The 16,912-nt window shown below is 57.7% G+C and carries 16 protein-coding genes and 4 tRNA genes; all 20 read right to left on the reverse strand.

The genetic code is table 11. The annotated features are described in order from the left end of the window. Positions 1-16: 16 nt before the first annotated feature. Complete coding sequence (rpoB, locus tag RAE21_RS14170; protein WP_313881924.1) at positions 17-4,129, reverse strand: DNA-directed RNA polymerase subunit beta; 4,113 nt, start codon at positions 4,127-4,129, stop codon at positions 17-19. Between the two features lie 269 nt (positions 4,130-4,398). Beyond that, a complete protein-coding gene (rplL, locus tag RAE21_RS14175; RefSeq protein WP_296510512.1) occupies positions 4,399-4,773 on the reverse strand; it encodes a 50S ribosomal protein L7/L12 in 375 nt (124 codons plus the stop codon). Between the two features lie 42 nt (positions 4,774-4,815). After that, entirely contained in the window at positions 4,816-5,343 is a 528-nt protein-coding gene (gene rplJ, locus RAE21_RS14180) for a 50S ribosomal protein L10 (RefSeq protein WP_313874240.1), read from the reverse strand. Between the two features lie 226 nt (positions 5,344-5,569). Further along, the gene (gene rplA, locus RAE21_RS14185) at positions 5,570-6,265 is read right to left on the reverse strand and encodes a 50S ribosomal protein L1 (protein ID WP_313874241.1); all 696 of its coding nucleotides are present in this window, start codon (positions 6,263-6,265) and stop codon (positions 5,570-5,572) included. Continuing rightward, positions 6,266-6,697, reverse strand: a complete 432-nt coding sequence (gene rplK / locus RAE21_RS14190; RefSeq protein ID WP_313874242.1) for a 50S ribosomal protein L11 — start codon at positions 6,695-6,697, stop codon at positions 6,266-6,268. A 131-nt stretch (positions 6,698-6,828) separates the two neighbouring features. Then, positions 6,829-7,416 carry a transcription termination/antitermination protein NusG gene (nusG, locus tag RAE21_RS14195; protein ID WP_313874243.1) on the reverse strand — a complete coding sequence of 196 codons (588 nt, stop codon included), beginning with the start codon at positions 7,414-7,416 and terminating at the stop codon, positions 6,829-6,831. Next, the gene (secE, locus tag RAE21_RS14200) at positions 7,416-7,799 is read right to left on the reverse strand and encodes a preprotein translocase subunit SecE (protein ID WP_313874244.1); all 384 of its coding nucleotides are present in this window, start codon (positions 7,797-7,799) and stop codon (positions 7,416-7,418) included. Before secE ends, nusG begins: the two co-directional genes overlap by 1 nt. A gap of 103 nt (positions 7,800-7,902) precedes the next feature. After that, a tRNA-Trp gene (locus RAE21_RS14205) sits at positions 7,903-7,978 on the reverse strand. 12 nt (positions 7,979-7,990) lie between these two features. After that, positions 7,991-9,181, reverse strand: a complete 1,191-nt coding sequence (gene tuf, locus RAE21_RS14210; RefSeq protein ID WP_296510516.1) for an elongation factor Tu — start codon at positions 9,179-9,181, stop codon at positions 7,991-7,993. Positions 9,182-9,267: 86 nt separating this feature from the next. Further along, positions 9,268-9,342 (reverse strand) — tRNA-Thr (locus RAE21_RS14215). Positions 9,343-9,402: 60 nt separating this feature from the next. Further along, positions 9,403-9,476, reverse strand: a tRNA-Gly gene (locus RAE21_RS14220). A 34-nt stretch (positions 9,477-9,510) separates the two neighbouring features. Beyond that, positions 9,511-9,596: transfer RNA gene (locus RAE21_RS14225), tRNA-Tyr, on the reverse strand. 109 nt (positions 9,597-9,705) lie between these two features. Further along, the gene (locus RAE21_RS14230; RefSeq protein WP_313881925.1) at positions 9,706-10,440 is read right to left on the reverse strand and encodes a uracil-DNA glycosylase; all 735 of its coding nucleotides are present in this window, start codon (positions 10,438-10,440) and stop codon (positions 9,706-9,708) included. A 5-nt stretch (positions 10,441-10,445) separates the two neighbouring features. Continuing rightward, positions 10,446-11,234, reverse strand: coding sequence for an indole-3-glycerol phosphate synthase TrpC (trpC, locus tag RAE21_RS14235; protein ID WP_313881926.1), 789 nt, complete (start codon positions 11,232-11,234; stop codon positions 10,446-10,448). 15 nt (positions 11,235-11,249) lie between these two features. After that, positions 11,250-12,293: an anthranilate phosphoribosyltransferase gene (gene trpD, locus RAE21_RS14240; RefSeq protein WP_313881927.1), complete on the reverse strand. Its 1,044-nt coding sequence runs from the start codon at positions 12,291-12,293 to the stop codon at positions 11,250-11,252. A 10-nt stretch (positions 12,294-12,303) separates the two neighbouring features. Further along, positions 12,304-12,966: a LysE family translocator gene (locus RAE21_RS14245; RefSeq protein ID WP_313881928.1), complete on the reverse strand. Its 663-nt coding sequence runs from the start codon at positions 12,964-12,966 to the stop codon at positions 12,304-12,306. A 15-nt stretch (positions 12,967-12,981) separates the two neighbouring features. Further along, on the reverse strand, positions 12,982-14,064 hold the full coding sequence (gene ltaE / locus RAE21_RS14250; protein ID WP_313881929.1) for a low-specificity L-threonine aldolase: 1,083 nt from the start codon (positions 14,062-14,064) through the stop codon (positions 12,982-12,984). 67 nt (positions 14,065-14,131) lie between these two features. Continuing rightward, entirely contained in the window at positions 14,132-14,707 is a 576-nt protein-coding gene (locus RAE21_RS14255; protein ID WP_313881930.1) for an anthranilate synthase component II, read from the reverse strand. Continuing rightward, positions 14,704-15,036 (reverse strand): chorismate mutase, encoded by a 333-nt coding sequence (locus RAE21_RS14260; RefSeq protein WP_313881931.1) that lies wholly within the window; start codon positions 15,034-15,036, stop codon positions 14,704-14,706. The genes RAE21_RS14255 and RAE21_RS14260 overlap by 4 nt, the downstream gene beginning before the upstream one ends. Further along, entirely contained in the window at positions 15,033-16,550 is a 1,518-nt protein-coding gene (locus tag RAE21_RS14265; RefSeq protein ID WP_313881932.1) for an anthranilate synthase component I family protein, read from the reverse strand. The genes RAE21_RS14260 and RAE21_RS14265 overlap by 4 nt, the downstream gene beginning before the upstream one ends. Positions 16,551-16,912 lie beyond the last annotated feature (362 nt).

A 16,912-nucleotide genomic window follows, 5' to 3' on the forward strand; every position in this document is an offset into this window, starting at 1 on the left:
ACTCTTTCCCTTGTCTTTAAGAACGATCCAGCTCAATGTCGATGCCCAAGGAACGGATTTCCTTGACCAGCACATTGAACGATTCCGGCATGCCGGCTTCAATAGAGTGTTCGCCCTTGACGATGTTTTCGTACACCTTAGTACGACCTTGCACGTCATCGGACTTGACCGTCAGCATTTCCTGCAGCACGTAAGAAGCACCGTAGGCTTCCAGCGCCCACACTTCCATTTCACCGAAGCGCTGGCCACCGAACTGGGCCTTACCGCCCAGTGGCTGTTGGGTCACCAAGCTGTATGGGCCGGTAGAACGGGCGTGCATCTTGTCGTCCACCAAGTGGTGCAGCTTCAGGTAGTGCATGTAGCCGACAGTGGTGGTGCGCTCGAAGGCATCACCACTGCGTCCGTCATAGAGCTGGGCTTGTGTGCGGGTAGCGGTCAAGCCCTTGGCCTTGGCCACATCATCCGGATACGCCAACTGCAGCATGTCACCGATTTCTTTTTCGGTAGCGCCATCAAACACGGGTGACGCGAACGGCACACCGGTAATCAGCTCTTTGGCCATGTCTTGAACTTCGCTGTCCGTCAACTGAGCGAGGTCTTCTTTGCGGCCGGTGCTGTTGTACACCTGCTCCAAGAAACCACGGATCTCGGTAGAGGCCGCTTCGCGTTGCAGCATGTCGCCAATGCGCTGACCCAAGCCCTTGCCGGCCCAGCCCAAGTGCACTTCCAACACCTGACCAATGTTCATACGCGATGGAACGCCCAGAGGGTTCAGCACGATGTCCACCGGCGTACCGTCCGCGAGGTAAGGCATGTCTTCAACAGGAGTGATCTTGGAGACCACACCCTTGTTACCGTGACGGCCGGCCATCTTGTCACCGGGTTGCAAGCGACGCTTGACAGCGATGTAGACCTTGACCATCTTCAACACGCCTGCGGGCAGCTCGTCGCCTTGCGTCAACTTCTTGCGCTTTTCTTCAAAAGCGAGGTCGAAACTGTGGCGAGTTTGCTCCAAGGAGTTTTTGATGCTTTCGAGCTGGCTTGCCACCTCTTCGTCCGCAGGACGGATGTCAAACCAGTGGAATTTCTCCACGGAAGTCAGGTAAGCCTTGTCGAGCTTGGTGCCCTTGGCCAGCTTTTGCGGGCCGCCATTGGCGACTTTGCCAGTCAACAACTTTTCGATACGATCAAATGCGTCCGCTTCCACGATACGCAACTGGTCGTTCAGATCCAGACGGAACCGCTTGAGTTCGTCGTCAATGATCTGCTGGGCACGGCGATCTCGCTGAATGCCTTCACGGGTGAACACTTGCACGTCGATCACGGTGCCAGAGCTGCCCTGATCCACGCGCAGAGAAGTGTCCTTCACGTCGCTGGCCTTCTCGCCGAAGATCGCACGCAAGAGCTTTTCTTCAGGGGTGAGCGTGGTTTCGCCCTTCGGCGTGACCTTGCCAACCAAGGTGTCTCCCGGCAGAACTTCTGCACCCACATAGATGATGCCGGACTCGTCCAAACGGTTGAGCTGCTGTTCGCTCAAGTTGGGAATATCGCGCGTAATTTCTTCCGCACCCAACTTGGTGTCACGCGCCATCACCACGAGTTCTTCGATGTGAATGGAGGTGTAGCGGTCTTCTGCCACCACACGCTCGCTGATCAAGATCGAATCTTCGAAGTTGTAGCCGTTCCATGGCATGAACGCGACCAACATGTTCTGACCAATGGCGATTTCGCCCAAGTCAGTCGATGCGCCGTCGGCAATCACGTCGCCCTTGGCGAGCTTGTCGCCCTTCTTCACGATAGGACGCTGATGGATGTTGGTGTTCTGGTTGGAGCGCTGATACTTAATCAGGTTGTAGATATCCACACCGACTTCACCAGCCTGCGCTTCTGCATCGTTTACACGGATCACAACTCGAGTCGCGTCGACGTAATCGACGATACCGCCACGGGTCGCTGTCACCACAGTGCCGGAGTCGACCGCGGCGACGCGCTCGATACCGGTACCCACCATCGGTTTTTCAGGACGCAACACAGGCACGGCTTGGCGCGACATGTTGGCACCCATCAAAGCGCGGTTGGCGTCATCGTGCTCCAGGAATGGAACCAGAGAAGCAGCCACCGACACGATCTGGGCAGGCGACACGTCCATGTACTGAACGCGGTCAGCGCTCACCAGAATGGATTCGCCCTTTTCACGTGCAGACACCAAGTCGCCGGTCAGCGTACCTTCCTTGTCCAGTGTCGCGTTGGCCTGGGCAATAACGTACTTGCCTTCTTCAATCGCAGACAGGTAGTCGATGTCATTGGTGACTTTGCTGTCCACCACACGGCGATAAGGGGTTTCAATGAAACCGTACTCGTTCAGGCGTGCGTACAGCGCCAAAGAGTTGATCAGACCGATGTTTGGACCTTCTGGAGTTTCGATAGGACACACGCGACCATAGTGGGTCACGTGCACGTCTCGCACTTCGAAGCCAGCGCGTTCGCGGGTCAAACCACCAGGGCCAAGGGCCGATACACGGCGCTTGTGGGTGATTTCTGCCAACGGGTTGGTCTGATCCATGAACTGGGACAGCTGCGAGGCGCCGAAGAATTCCTTCAAGGCTGCCGAAATCGGCTTGCTGTTGATCAGGTCATGCGGCATCAGGGGCTCTTGCTCTGCCTGACCCAAACGCTCTTTCACGGCTTTTTCGATGCGTGCCAAACCTGTACGGTATTGGTTCTCGGCCAATTCCCCCACGCAACGTACGCGGCGGTTACCCAAGTGATCGATGTCATCGACGTCACCACGGCCATTGCGCAGATCCACCAAGATCTTGACGACAGCCAGGATGTCTTCGTTGGTCAGCACCATCGGGCCGGTAGATTCCGAGCGGCCCATCTTGGCGTTGAATTTCATACGGCCCACGCGAGACAGATCGTAGGTGTCGGGGTTGTAGAACAAGCGTTGGAACAACGCCTGAACTGCGTCCTCTGTGGGCGGCTCGCCGGGACGCATCATGCGGTAGATAGCCACGCGGGCTGCGAACTCGTCTACCGTTTCATCGGTGCGCAGGGTTTGCGAAATGTAAGCGCCCTGGTCCAACTCGTTGGTGTAGATGCAAGCCAAGTCCTGAATACCTGCAGTCCGCAGTTTCTTCAGGAGTGCTTCTGTCAGCTCTTCGTTGGCCTTCGCCACGATTTCGCCGGTGTCGCCGTCGACCACATTGCGCGCGACGACGCGGCCAATCAAGAAGTCTTCAGGGACGCTGATGTGTGTAGTGCCGGACTGTTCCAATTCACGGGTGTGACGTGCTGTGACGCGCTTGTCCTTGGCAACAACGACCTTGCCCGACTTGTCTGTGATGTCAAAGCGTGCGACTTCGCCACGCAAACGCTCAGCCACGAATTCCATTTGCGCGCCACTGTCCATCAAGCGGAAGTTGTCGTTCACAAAGAAATTGGCGAGGATGGACTCATTGTTCAGGCCGATGGCCTTGAGCAAGATCGTGACCGGCATTTTGCGGCGACGGTCAACGCGGAAATACAGCAAGTCTTTGGGGTCAAATTCAAAGTCGAGCCAAGAACCGCGGTAAGGAATGATGCGCGCAGAGAACAGCAATTTGCCAGAGCTGTGGGTCTTACCCTTGTCATGTTCGAAGAACACGCCAGGGGAGCGATGCAACTGGGACACGATCACGCGCTCAGTACCGTTGATGATAAAAGAGCCCTTGCCAGTCATCAGGGGCACTTCGCCCATGTAGACCTCTTGCTCTTTGACTTCCTTGACCACTTTGTTCTGACCGGTCGAAGACTCACGGTCATAAATGATCAGTTGCACTTTTGCACGAACCGCAGAAGCATAGGTCAAGCCACGGGTCTGGCATTCACGAACGTCAAAAGCTGGCTTGGCCAAGTTGTACTCGAGGTACTTCATTTCCACGAAACCGTTGTGCGAAACGATCGGGAAAGCAGCTTCGAAGGCAGCTTGCAAGCCCTCGGCGGTACGCTTTTTCGGTGTGATGTCTGCTTGCAAGAACGCTGTGTAGGCGTCTTTTTGCATTTGCAGCAGATAAGGGATCTCTAGCACGCTATCGCGACTACCGAAGTTTTTGCGAATTCGCTTGCGTTCTGTGTATGTGTAAGCCATTAGATCTCCGGGCAAAGGCTGAGGAATCCTGGGGGTCCTAGGCGACTGTCGCGTTGAGCACTCTCAACAGACTTGGCGATTGGCCACTACCAATCATTGGCGGACGGTCGCGCGTTGCACGCGACCCGTACCAAGGCATCTTCTGCAGTCGGATCAGAAGACACAGGAAAGGAGTTGGTCACTACTTTCCTGTGCACACTAATGCGGAGCCTACAAGCGGCAAAGGCTGGAGGCCCTTTTGGAACCTCCAGCCCATGCGAATCGGTCGATTACTTGAGTTCGACCTTAGCGCCAGCTTCTTCCAGCTTCTTCTTAGCAGCGTCAGCGTCAGCCTTGGAAACGCCTTCCTTGACTGCCTTAGGCGCGCCGTCAACCAGGTCCTTGGCTTCTTTCAAGCCCAGACCAGTGATTTCGCGCACTGCCTTGATGACGGACACTTTGTTTGCGCCAGCTTCAGTCAAGACAACGTTGAATTCAGTCTTCTCTTCTGCAGCAGCAGCGGCACCGCCACCAGCAGCAGCAGGAGCAGCCATAGCAGCAGCGCTCACACCAAATTTCTCTTCGATGGCTTTCACCAGGTCGTTGAGTTCCATGACCGTCATGCTGTCCAGCGCGGTCAAAAATGCGTCTTTATCGAATGCCATTTTGATTTCCTAACAATATTGGTTACTACAGACAGGCAGCGATTACGCTGCAGCTGCCTCTGCGGGGGCAGCTTCTGCTGCGCCAGCGCCACGCTGCTCCGCCAATGCCGACAACACACGTGCTGTGCGGGAAATGGGGGATTGCATCAAGCCCAACAACTGAGCCAACAACACTTCCTTCGAAGGGATGCTTGCCAATTGCTTCACGCCGTTCACGTCCAGAGCCTTCCCGCCGTACGCACCAGCACGGATCACCAACTTGTCGTTGGTTTTCGCGAACTCGGCAACTACCTTAGCGGCAGCTACTGCGTCTTCGGAAAAGCCGTAGATCAGAGGACCGGTCATCTGGTCGGACACAATTTCAAACGCGCTACCAGCAACGGCGCGGCGAGCCAAGGTGTTTTTCAACACACTCAGGCTCACACCAGCGCTGCGTGCTGTATTACGCAGTTTGGTCATGTCAGCGACCGTGATGCCACGGTATTCCGCGATCACGAGCGTTTGAGCTTTAGCGGCGAGGCCGGTCACATCACTGATGACCGCTTCTTTCTCACTGCGATTCAGACTCAAGGTCTACTCCTTTAAATGCACTTTGCAACTTACGCTGCTCATGCTCCACATTGCAGCGACCAACTGTTAACAGAACTCTCATTCCATCTGCAGCGGGATCGCCATCTGCGTTGGCAAAAATTAAGTGCCTAGGGCACACCAACGGTCTTGGATGGCCCAGGTACGCCTCGACAGCATACCCGGCCCACCACATCGGATTGGCCCGAGGGCCAACCCAAATTCACGATTACGCCGCGATGGACTGGATGTCGACGCGAACGCCAACGCCCATCGTAGAAGACACCGCCACTTTACGCAGGTACAGACCCTTGCTAGATGCGGGCTTAGCTTTGTTCAAAGCATCGACCAAAGCGGCCAAGTTACCTTGCAACTGACCAGCTTCGAACGAACGACGACCGATGGTGCTGTGCACGATACCGGCCTTGTCAACGCGGAACTGCACTTGACCAGCCTTGGCGTTCTTCACTGCCGTAGCAACGTCTGGGGTGACTGTGCCAACCTTGGGGTTAGGCATCAAGCCACGTGGTCCAAGGATCTGACCCAATGTACCCACGATACGCATCGCATCAGGAGCAGCAATTACGATATCGAAAGGCATGTCACCAGCCTTCACCATGGCGGCGAGGTCGTCCATACCAACCACATCTGCACCGGCGGCTTTAGCTTCTTCAGCCTTAGCACCTTGAGCAAACACAGCAACGCGCTTTGTCTTGCCGGTGCCGTTAGGCAACACAACAGCACCGCGAACTACTTGGTCAGACTTCTTAGCGTCAATGCCCAATTGCACTGCAACGTCGATGGACTCATCGAACTTTGCGTTAGCGAATTCCTTGACCAAAGCCAAAGCATCAGTCAATGCGTACAGCTTGAGGCTGTCGATTTTGCCCACTTGGGTCTTTTGTTTTTTAGTCAGCTTGGACATTTACACGCCCTCCACATTCACGCCCATGGAACGGGCAGAGCCAGCGATAGTACGAACAGCAGCGTCGAGGTCGGCGGCAGTCATGTCCTTCATCTTGGTCTTTGCGATTTCTTCAAGCTGAGCGCGGGTGATCTTGCCAACCTTATCTACGTGGGGACGGGCAGAACCCTTGTCCAACTTGATAGCCTTTTTGATCAGGACTGTCGCAGGCGGAGTCTTGATAACAAAAGTGAAGCTTTTGTCAGCAAACGCGGTGATCACCACAGGCAGTGGCAGACCTGGCTCAACACCTTGGGTCTGGGCATTGAATGCCTTGCAGAATTCCATGATGTTCAGACCACGTTGACCCAATGCGGGGCCAATAGGTGGGGATGGGTTGGCCTTACCGGCCGGTACTTGCAGCTTGATAAAGCCGACAATCTTCTTTGCCATGATTTCTCCTGACGGGTCAAACGCCTCTAACCAGCAACTGGTCTCAGCTCCCCGGGGCTAGCGACTCAAAAATTGCCCAAAGTGCCGAGTCGAAAAACACTTTAAGCCGCGGCGCAATGCGCCAAAAATTGTCAGGTCTTCTCGATTTGAGAAAACTCCAGTTCGACCGGAGTAGAGCGACCAAAGATAGTGACCGAAACGCGCACCTTGCTCTTTTCGTAGTTCACATCTTCCACTGAACCATTGAAGTCGGTAAAAGGACCTTCCTTTACCCGAACAAACTCGCCCACCACAAACTCAATCTTGTGACGGGGCTTGTCAGTACCCTCTTGCATCTGATTGACGATTTTCATCACTTCAGACTCAGAAATAGGCGCTGGGCGGTTTTTAGCACCACCCACAAATCCTGTAACTTTGTTCGTGTGCTTGACCAAGTGCCATGTATCGTCATCCATGACCATCTCAACCAAGACGTAGCCAGGAAAGAACTTGCGCTCAGTTGTTTTCTTTTGGCCGTTTTTGACTTCTACAACCTCTTCCATGGGAACCAGGATGCGACCGAACTTGGATTGCATGCCAGCGCGCTGGATACGCTCCAAAATGTTGCGCTCCACAGCCTTCTCCATGCCGGAGTACGCATGGACCACGTACCAACGCAAATCTGGATTGGCAGCAGACGCAGCCGCTTCCGCAGCGGGAACTAGCACATCGTCAGTCATCATTTCTTCCATCCCAGGATCAAGTCGTAAAAGAGCCACTCCAGCGTCTTGTCAGTCAACCACAAGAACACCGCCATGATCAACACAAATCCAAAAACGTAAGCCGTGATCTGGATCGCTTCTTTGCGCTCAGGCCAGACCACTTTTTTCACTTCACGCCATGCGTCGCGCCCAAATGCAATCAACTGGCGCCCGGATTCCGAAGAAAAGAAGGCAGCAGCAGACAACGCGAGTCCAACTAACAAAGCACCCCATTGCGCAACCTGACCTTGCTTGCCCAACAGATAAAAGGCAGCCAAAGCCGCCAACAGCAATACCACAGCCGCGGCAAGCTTGAACTTGTCTGCGCCCGTGTTGACGGTTTCAATTTGAGTCGATGCCATGTTATTTTTTCGCGTTTGCTTGCATTCGGTTTCAGCGACCTTAAGACGCTGAAGCCCGCTACACGGTAGCGGGCTCTTGGTTATCCACCGAATTCCGTTTCGGTGGCAGGGGCAGTAGGAATCGAACCTACAACCTTCGGTTTTGGAGACCGACGCTCTGCCAATTGAGCTATACCCCTACAGACTTTCCTTTACGCGATGATTTTGGCAACCACGCCGGCGCCCACGGTACGACCGCCTTCGCGAATAGCGAAACGCAGGCCTTCTTCCATGGCGATGGGGTTGATCAACTTCACAGTGATGGACACGTTGTCACCAGGCATCACCATTTCTTTGCCTTCTGGCAACTCGATCGCACCGGTCACGTCCGTTGTACGGAAGTAGAACTGGGGACGGTAGTTGTTGAAGAAAGGAGTGTGACGTCCGCCTTCATCCTTGGACAAAACGTAGATTTCGCCAGTGAAGTGGGTGTGTGGCTTGATCGAACCGGGCTTGCACAGCACTTGGCCGCGCTGCACGTCTTCGCGCTTGGTGCCGCGCAACAAGATACCAACGTTGTCGCCTGCTTGACCTTGGTCGAGCAGCTTGCGGAACATTTCGACGCCTGTGCAGGTGGTCTTTTGTGTGTCGGCGATACCAACGATTTCGATTTCTTCACCGACCTTGACGATACCGCGCTCAACGCGACCTGTCACCACGGTGCCACGACCGGAGATCGAGAACACGTCTTCCACGGGCATCAGGAATGCGCCGTCCACTGCGCGCTCTGGCAGGGGGATGTAGGAGTCGAGTGCGTCAGCCAACTTCATGATCGCGCCTTCGCCCAAGTCACCCTTGTCGCCTTCCATGGCGAGCTTGGCGGAACCGTGGATGATGGGGGTGTCGTCGCCTGGGAAGTCGTACTTGGACAGGAGTTCGCGAACTTCCATTTCAACCAGTTCCAACAACTCAGCGTCGTCAACCATGTCGCACTTATTCAGGAACACGATGATGTAAGGCACGCCCACCTGGCGAGCCAACAAGATGTGCTCACGTGTCTGAGGCATTGGGCCGTCAGCTGCGGAGCAAACCAGAATAGCGCCGTCCATTTGTGCCGCGCCAGTGATCATGTTCTTCACATAGTCAGCGTGTCCGGGGCAATCCACGTGTGCGTAGTGGCGGTTGGCGGTTTCGTACTCAACGTGTGCAGTGTTGATGGTAATGCCGCGTGCTTTCTCTTCAGGCGCTGCGTCGATCTGGTCGTACGCTTTGGCGGATCCGCCAAACTTGGCTGCCAACACAGTGGTGATAGCCGCTGTCAGTGTGGTCTTGCCGTGGTCCACGTGACCAATGGTGCCCACGTTGACGTGTGGCTTGGTACGTGTGAATTTTTCTTTACCCATGCTTAGCTCCGAAAAGTAATAGGTTCAAACAAATAACTATCGCCGTACTACCGCCATCACAAGCATGCCAGCGGCAACGCCAAAATTGGTGCCCTTTGCGGGAATCGGACCCGCGACCTCTCCCTTACCAAGGGAGTGCTCTACCACTGAGCCAAAAGGGCAAAGATTTGCTTCCGCAAACCTTGATATCTCAACACCACAAACACAGCAACTTGCGACTTTGGAGCGGGGTAGGAGAATCGAACTCCTCGCTTTAGCTTGGAAGGCTAAGGTATTACCACTATACGAACCCCGCACAGGCCCGCCAATCTAACAGTCTTTCAAGTCACTGGTGGAGAGGGCTGGATTCGAACCAGCGTACTCGTAAGAGGGCAGATTTACAGTCTGCTGCCATTAACCACTCGGCCACCTCTCCTTCGGTGAACCCCGGATTATGCCAGCTTTATTCCACCGCGTCACCTTCGCGCTGTTTTTTTTGCAAATTGCACTGAAATAGTTCTTGGGCGCCCAGCGTCCGGGACGAATCACTCTGCGGACAATATCCGGTTTGCCTCGGAAAAATGACCACATCCGATGAAGGGCGCTGGTGGGCGCAGGGCAGAAAGGGGAGACGGGTGATTCGCATACAGCACCGTGTGACGGCCTTCGTCAATTAGCGTCCGCTTGCTTTGGGCATGCGCCCCCCAGAGCATGAAAATCACACGGCCCGGGGCACCCGATACCGCGCTGATGACTGCATCCGTCAGAGTCTCCCAGCCGCGGCGTGCATGGCTCGCGGGCTTCCCCTCTTCCACCGTCAAGCAGGTGTTGAGCAGCAAGACACCTCGACTTGCCCACGACAACAGGCTGCCCTGCGTGATGGGGAAGCAGCCATCGAGCGCGAGAGGCTCGCGCGCCAGTTCTTTGAAAATATTGCGCAAAGAAGGCGGCACAGCGACTCCGGACGCCACCGAAAAAGCAAGACCTTCCGCTTGGCCGCGGCCATGGTAGGGGTCTTGCCCGAGGATGACCACTCTGACGGAGTTCAACGGCGTGAGCTCCAAGGCACGCATTGGCTGCGGAGGAAAAATGACCGCGCCCGCCGCCAAGCGCTGCTGCAAGAATCCGAGAAGCCCTTGGCCCACCGCGCCAGAGAAAAATGGATCGGTGACAGCCTGCCAACCCGGATGAACTGGCCACCGCCCGGGATCAGCAAACTGCAATTGCGAGCTCGCAAAAGCTGGCCCGCCCCCGTCATACGGCAGCAGCGAAAAATGCATGCGGGTCAGCCGAACAGCGCCTCCAGCGCCTCGCCGGGCTCTGGCGCCCGCATGAACGCCTCGCCCACCAGAAATGCGTTCACACCGGCGGCGCCCATGCGCAAAACATCGTCCCGGGTGTGGATGCCGCTCTCGGTTACCAACAGCTTGTCCGCCGGCACCATGGCCCGCAAGGCGAGCGTGGTGTCCAGCGTCACTTCGAACGTTTTCAAATTGCGGTTGTTGATGCCCAGCAGCGGCGTTTTGAGCTTCAAGGCGCGCTCCAACTCAGCTTGGTCATGGACCTCCACCAGCACCGCCATATCGAGGCTTAGAGCGATTGCTTCCAGGTCTTTCATTTGCGCATCGTCCAGGCACGCAGCAATCAGCAGGATGGCGTCAGCGCCCATGGCGCGCGATTCATAAATTTGATAGGGGTCGACCATGAAATCTTTGCGCAATACCGGCAACTGGCAGCTGGCGCGCGCTTGCTTGAGGTAGTCCACCTCGCCCTGAAAAAACTGCACATCGGTCAGCACCGACAAACACGCCGCGCCATGCTCGGCATAGCTCTGCGCAATATCCGCAGGAATGAAGTCTTCCCGGATCACGCCCTTGGACGGACTGGCCTTTTTTACCTCGGCAATCACCGCCGGTTTGCCCGCCGAAATCTTGCTGCGCAGCGCGCCCACGAAGTCGCGTGTCAGCACCCGCGATTCCGCGTCGGCTCGCACAATGTCCAATGATTTGCGGCGGATAGCGGCCGCCACTTCCTGGTGTTTGACGGCTACGATTTTGTCGAGAATGTCGCTCATGATGTTTCCTGTTGTTTAGTTCGCCAGCCGGGCACTCAGGGCCACCAGCGCATCCAGCTTCGCCTTCGCCGCTCCTGATTCGATAGCAGCTTGCGCAAGCTTGATGCCGGCTTCCATAGATTCCGCCACATTGGCGGCATAGAGTGCGACACCGGCGTTCAAGACCACAATGTCTTTGGCCGGTCCGCCTTGGTTGTTCAGCACGCCCATCAACATGGCTTTGGAGTCCTCTGCGGTTTCCACCTTCAAGGCACGATTGCTGGCCATGACCATACCGAAGTCTTCGGGATGGATTTCGTATTCGCGGATTTCGCCGTTCTTGAGCTCACCCACCAGTGTGCCGGCGCCCAGGCTCACCTCGTCCATGCCATCACGGCCGTAGACCACGATAGCGTGTTCCGCGCCCAAGCGCTGCAAAGCGCGCACCTGAATACCCACCAAATCGGCGTGAAACACGCCCATGAGGATGTTGGGGGCGCCGGCCGGATTGGTCAGCGGGCCCAGGATGTTGAAGATGGTGCGCACACCCATTTCCTTGCGCACTGGAGCCACATTTTTCATGGCGGGATGGTGGTTGGGCGCGAACATGAAGCCGATGCCCTGCTCCGCCACGCACTGGGCGATCTGCTCGGGCTTGAGGTTGATGTTCAGGCCCAACGCCTCCAACACATCGGCACTGCCGCTTTTGCTGCTCACGCTGCGTCCGCCATGCTTGCTGACCTTGGCACCTGCCGCCGCCGCCACAAACATGCTGCAGGTGGAGATGTTGAAAGTGTGGCTGCCATCGCCACCGGTGCCCACGATGTCCACCAGATTGGTTTTGTCCGCAACCTCCACCTTGGTAGAAAACTCGCGCATCACTTGCGCGGCGGCGGTAATTTCGCCGATGGTTTCCTTTTTAACGCGCAGGCCGGTAATGATGGCTGCCATCATCACAGGAGACATCTCGCCGGACATGATCTGGCGCATCAGGTGCAGCATCTCGTCGTGAAAGATTTCACGGTGTTCGATGGTGCGCTGCAAGGCCTCTTGGGGGGTGATTTTGACGGTGTGCGGCATGACAGACTCCTTAGACTTTGGGCGCTGCACTCAGCGCCAATTTGATTCCGAAACCGACAAACAAGGCGCCGGCCAGCCGGTCCAGCCAATGCATGCCCCTCTGGATCGCAGCGGTTCGCCGCGCGGCCCAAGCCGCCAGGACGGCATAACCGACATTGATCGGGATGGCGTTGAGATTGAACAGCACCCCCAGCACCAGAAAAGCCACCGTGGGATGGGCTGCGCCCGGCGTAATGAACTGCGGCACAAAGGCCAGAAAAAACAGCGCCACTTTGGGGTTGAGTACGTTCGTCCAAAAGCCCCTGAAAAACAAAGATTTTAGGCCTCCAGCCGTTACCGAATCTGCGCTGCCCGCTTCTATTTTGATAGCATCCGGCGCCTTGGACAGGAGCAGCCGCACACCCACGTATAGCAAGTAGGCTGCCCCCACCCACTTGAGCACACTGAACGCCACGGCCGAGGTCGCCATCAGCGCGCTCACCCCCAAGCCGGCCGCCACAATGTGCACAAAGCAACCGGCCGTGATCCCCAACGCGGCCACGATACCTGCCCGCACCCCGCTGCGCAGGGCACTACTCACGATGTAGAGCACATCGGGGCCCGGGGTCAGGTTCAGCAACCAGCCCGACAGCACAAACCAACCAAGGTGCTCGATTCCCAGCTCTGCGAGCATCCCGCGCGCCTCCGCTTAGTAGACCGCGGCGCCGGGCAGCGCAGCAGCCGGTGCGGACGACACGGCCTGGGCAAAGAAACTGCGCACCGCTTCGATGGCGCGGTCGATACCCGCAGCGTCCACGTCCAAGTGGGTCACGAAGCGCAGACCAATCAGCCCGGTGGCCAGCACGCCGCGCTCCTTCAGGTGGGCCAGCAGAGCCGGGCCACGGCCCTGCTCCACGTCCACAAACACAATGTTGGTATTGGCCGAGCGCACCTGCAAGCCGTCGATCCCGTGCAGGCCCGCAGCCAAGCGCTGTGCCAGCGCATGATCGTCTGCCAAACGCTCCACATGGTGGTCCAGCGCAAAGCTGGCCGCCGCCGCCAGAAAACCCGCTTGGCGCATGCCGCCACCCGCCATCTTGCGGATGCGGTGGGCACGGGCGATCAGCTCGCGGCTGCCACACAATGCCGAGCCCACAGGCGCGCCCAAGCCCTTGCTAAAGCACACCGACACGCTGTCAAAGTAACCCGCTATCCGGCGGGCAGACGCCAAGGCCGTTTCACCCGCTTGCCGGGTTGCTACCGCCGCATTGAAAAGGCGCGCGCCATCCAGGTGCACCGCGAGACCGCGCTCCCGCGCCAATGCGGTTGCCTGCTCTAGGTAACTCGCAGGCATGGGGTTGCCGTTCCAGGTGTTTTCCAGGCACAGCAGGCGGGTACGGGCGAAGTGGCAATCATCGGGTTTGATGGCAGCAGCAATGTCGGCCAGCGCCATTTGCCCGCCCGCATCTTGCGCGAGAGGCTGGGGTTGAATGCTGCCGAGCACCGCAGCGCCACCGCCCTCGTAGCGGTAGGTGTGGGCCATTTGACCGACGATGTATTCGTCCCCCCGGCCGCAATGCGCCATCAGGCCGCACAAATTGCTCTGGGTGCCGGTGGGCATAAATAACGCCGCCTCGAAACCGAGCAAGGCAGCCAGCTTGTCCTGCAGCGCATTGACACTGGGGTCATCGCCAAACACATCGTCGCCCACCGGCGCGGCCCACATGGCTTCGCGCATGGCGGCGGTCGGACGGGTCACGGTGTCGCTACGCAAGTCAACAATAGGAGTCATTTGAGCCTCTAGCGCTTATGGAATATGCGCGAGTAGCTATCAAAACAATAACTACCCGCCTACCGGTTTATTGCAGAAAGTTCTTCAGCATGGCATGGCCATGCTCGGTCAGGATGCTCTCGGGGTGGAACTGCACCCCCTCCATGCGCACCGCGTGCGGCAGGTTCTTGTGGCGCACCCCCATGATCTCGCCATCATCCGTCCACGCGGTGACCGCCAGCTCTTGCGGGCAGCTCGCGCGCTCAATCGCCAGCGAGTGGTAACGGTTGACGGTGAACTTCTCGGGCAAGCCGGCGAAAACGCCTTCTTGCGTGGTGGTGATCACACTGGTCTTGCCGTGCATCAATTCCTGCGCGCGGATGATCTTGCCACCCAGGGCTGCGCCCATGCTCTGGTGCCCAAGGCACACACCCAGAATCGGCAGCTTGCCCATGAAATGGCGGATCGCGGGCACCGAAATTCCTGCCTCGTTGGGTGAGCAGGGGCCGGGCGAAATCACCAGCCGGTCGGCGCCGCGTGCGGCAATGCCTTCGAGGGTGATTTCGTCGTTGCGGAACACCTCGACCTCGGCACCGAGTTCACCGAAGTACTGCACGATGTTGAAAGTGAACGAGTCGTAGTTGTCGATCATCACGAGTTTCATACGGTTTCTCCTTGGCGCAAACGGGCAAACTCCCGGTGCTCAAATGCAATCGAAGCGTCCATCAGGGCGCGGTAGGCGGCTTCCAGCACATCAGGCTGCCCACCCAGCTCGGTAGCCATACGGCGCACCCGCGCGGCGATGAATTCAATCCGCTCCTGGTCATGCACTTTGGTCACATCCTGTTTGATACGGGCCGCTTGGCTCATGTAGTGGGTCCGCTCGACCAGCAAGGCGGTGATCCGTTCATCGAGGGCGTCGATATGGCTGCGCACCTCGGTCATGGTGTCGCAGTGCCGGGCCCGAGGCAGGTCTTTGTGTAGCAGGCTCATTGCAGTCCCTCCTCCACCAGTTCGGCAGCGCGCAGCAATGCACGGGCCTTCGCCTCGGTTTCTTTCCATTCCAGCTCAGGAACGCTGTCGGCCACCACGCCGGCTGCGGCCTGCACATACAGCATCTGGTCTTTGATGATGCCGGTGCGGATGGCAATCGCCACATCCATGTCGCCCGCGTAGCTCAGGTAACCGCAGGCGCCGCCATAAATGCCGCGCTTGATCGGCTCCAGCTGGTCGATCAGCTCCATGGCGTGCACCTTGGGTGCTCCGGTGAGTGTGCCGGCCGGGAAGGTGGCCTTGAGCACGTCCATGCTGGTCATGCCGGCGTTCAAGGTGCCCTCGACGTTGCTCACGATGTGCATCACATGGCTGTAGCGCTCGACGATGAAAGCATCGGTCACCTTCACAGAGCCGATTTCGGCAATGCGGCCGATGTCGTTGCGGGCCAGGTCGATCAGCATCACATGCTCGGCGCGCTCCTTGGGGTCGTTGATCAACTCCACCTCGGCCGCCTTGTCCAGCTCAGGGGTCGCACCACGCGGGCGGGTGCCGGCCAAGGGGCGTATGGTGACTTTGGTACCGGGCTTGTCGCCCACGGTGATTTGCTCTTGGCGGACCAAAATCTCCGGCGAAGCGCCCACCACTTGAAAGTCCCCGAAGTTGTAGAAATACATGTACGGGCTAGGGTTCAGGGTGCGCAGTGCGCGGTAGAGGCTCAGGGGCGATGCGGCGTAGCGCTTCTTGATGCGCTGCCCCACCTGCACCTGCATGAAATCGCCACCGGCAATCAGCTCTTTGGCTCGCTCTACGGCGGCAATGTAGTCCGCCTTGGCAAAGTCACGCTGGGCTTCAAAACTTTGCGAAGGCTTGATGTCCGGCGCGCTCACGGCCTGCGCCAGCTTGGCACGTAGCTCGGCCAAGCGCGCCTGGCCGGAGGCATAGGCGCTGGGTAAGGCCGGGTCCACGTAGACCATCAGGTGCAGCTTGCCCGACAGGTTGTCGATCACCGCCAGCTCTTCGCACTGCAAGAGCAGGATGTCAGGCGTGCCCAGCTCATCCGGCGGGCAGCTGTGCTGCAACTTTTTCTCGATATAGCGCACGGCGTCATAGCCAAAGTACCCCGCCAGACCGCCACAGAAACGCGGCATTCCGGGCTGCAGCGCCACCTTGAAACGCTGCTGGTACTGCGCAATAAAGTCGAGCGGGTTGAGAGCCGAGGTTTCCACCACCACGCCATCTGTGACCACTTCGGTCCGGGCATCAGCGCCAAAATGACTGGCGCGCACCAGAGTGCGCGCAGGCAGCCCGATAAAGCTGTAGCGGCCAAAGCGCTCGCCACCCACCACCGACTCCAGCAAAAAGCTGTTGGCAGCAGGTTCGGCCTCCCCGGCATTGCGGGCGAGCTTGAGGTACACGGAGAGTGGGGTTTCCAGGTCCGCAAAGGCCTGGATGCTCAAGGGGATGCGGTTGTAGCCTTGCGCCTGCAAGGCCAGAAATTCGGATTCAGTCATCGGGGGCTGTGCCTCTCAAACAATCTATTCACGGGTAGCTGGCACGCGAAGCTGCCAACTCGAAAAAGGTGCGCGCAATAGATCGGAGGGGAATCCGTGCCACTTGATCGCGCAAGGCCCAAAAACCGTGCGCAATGGCCGAGAGAATCGGCCGGCAGGTATCAGAGCCCAGGCACAACAGACAAGGTACGCCAGGGCCAGGCCCCCCGGTCGCTCAAACCTGTTCTGCTGATGTGGTGGATAAACATAGGCGCCCAGTGTAGCAAACACGCCAAGGAGCCGGACCACAAAGAAACGGGGCTCCCCGCAAAAACCCTGATGCGCGTTCGGTTCCACAAATGCACAATCGACTTCAGAAAAAA

This window comes from Rhodoferax potami (genome assembly GCF_032193765.1).
GTDB lineage: Bacteria > Pseudomonadota > Gammaproteobacteria > Burkholderiales > Burkholderiaceae_C > Allorhodoferax > Allorhodoferax potami.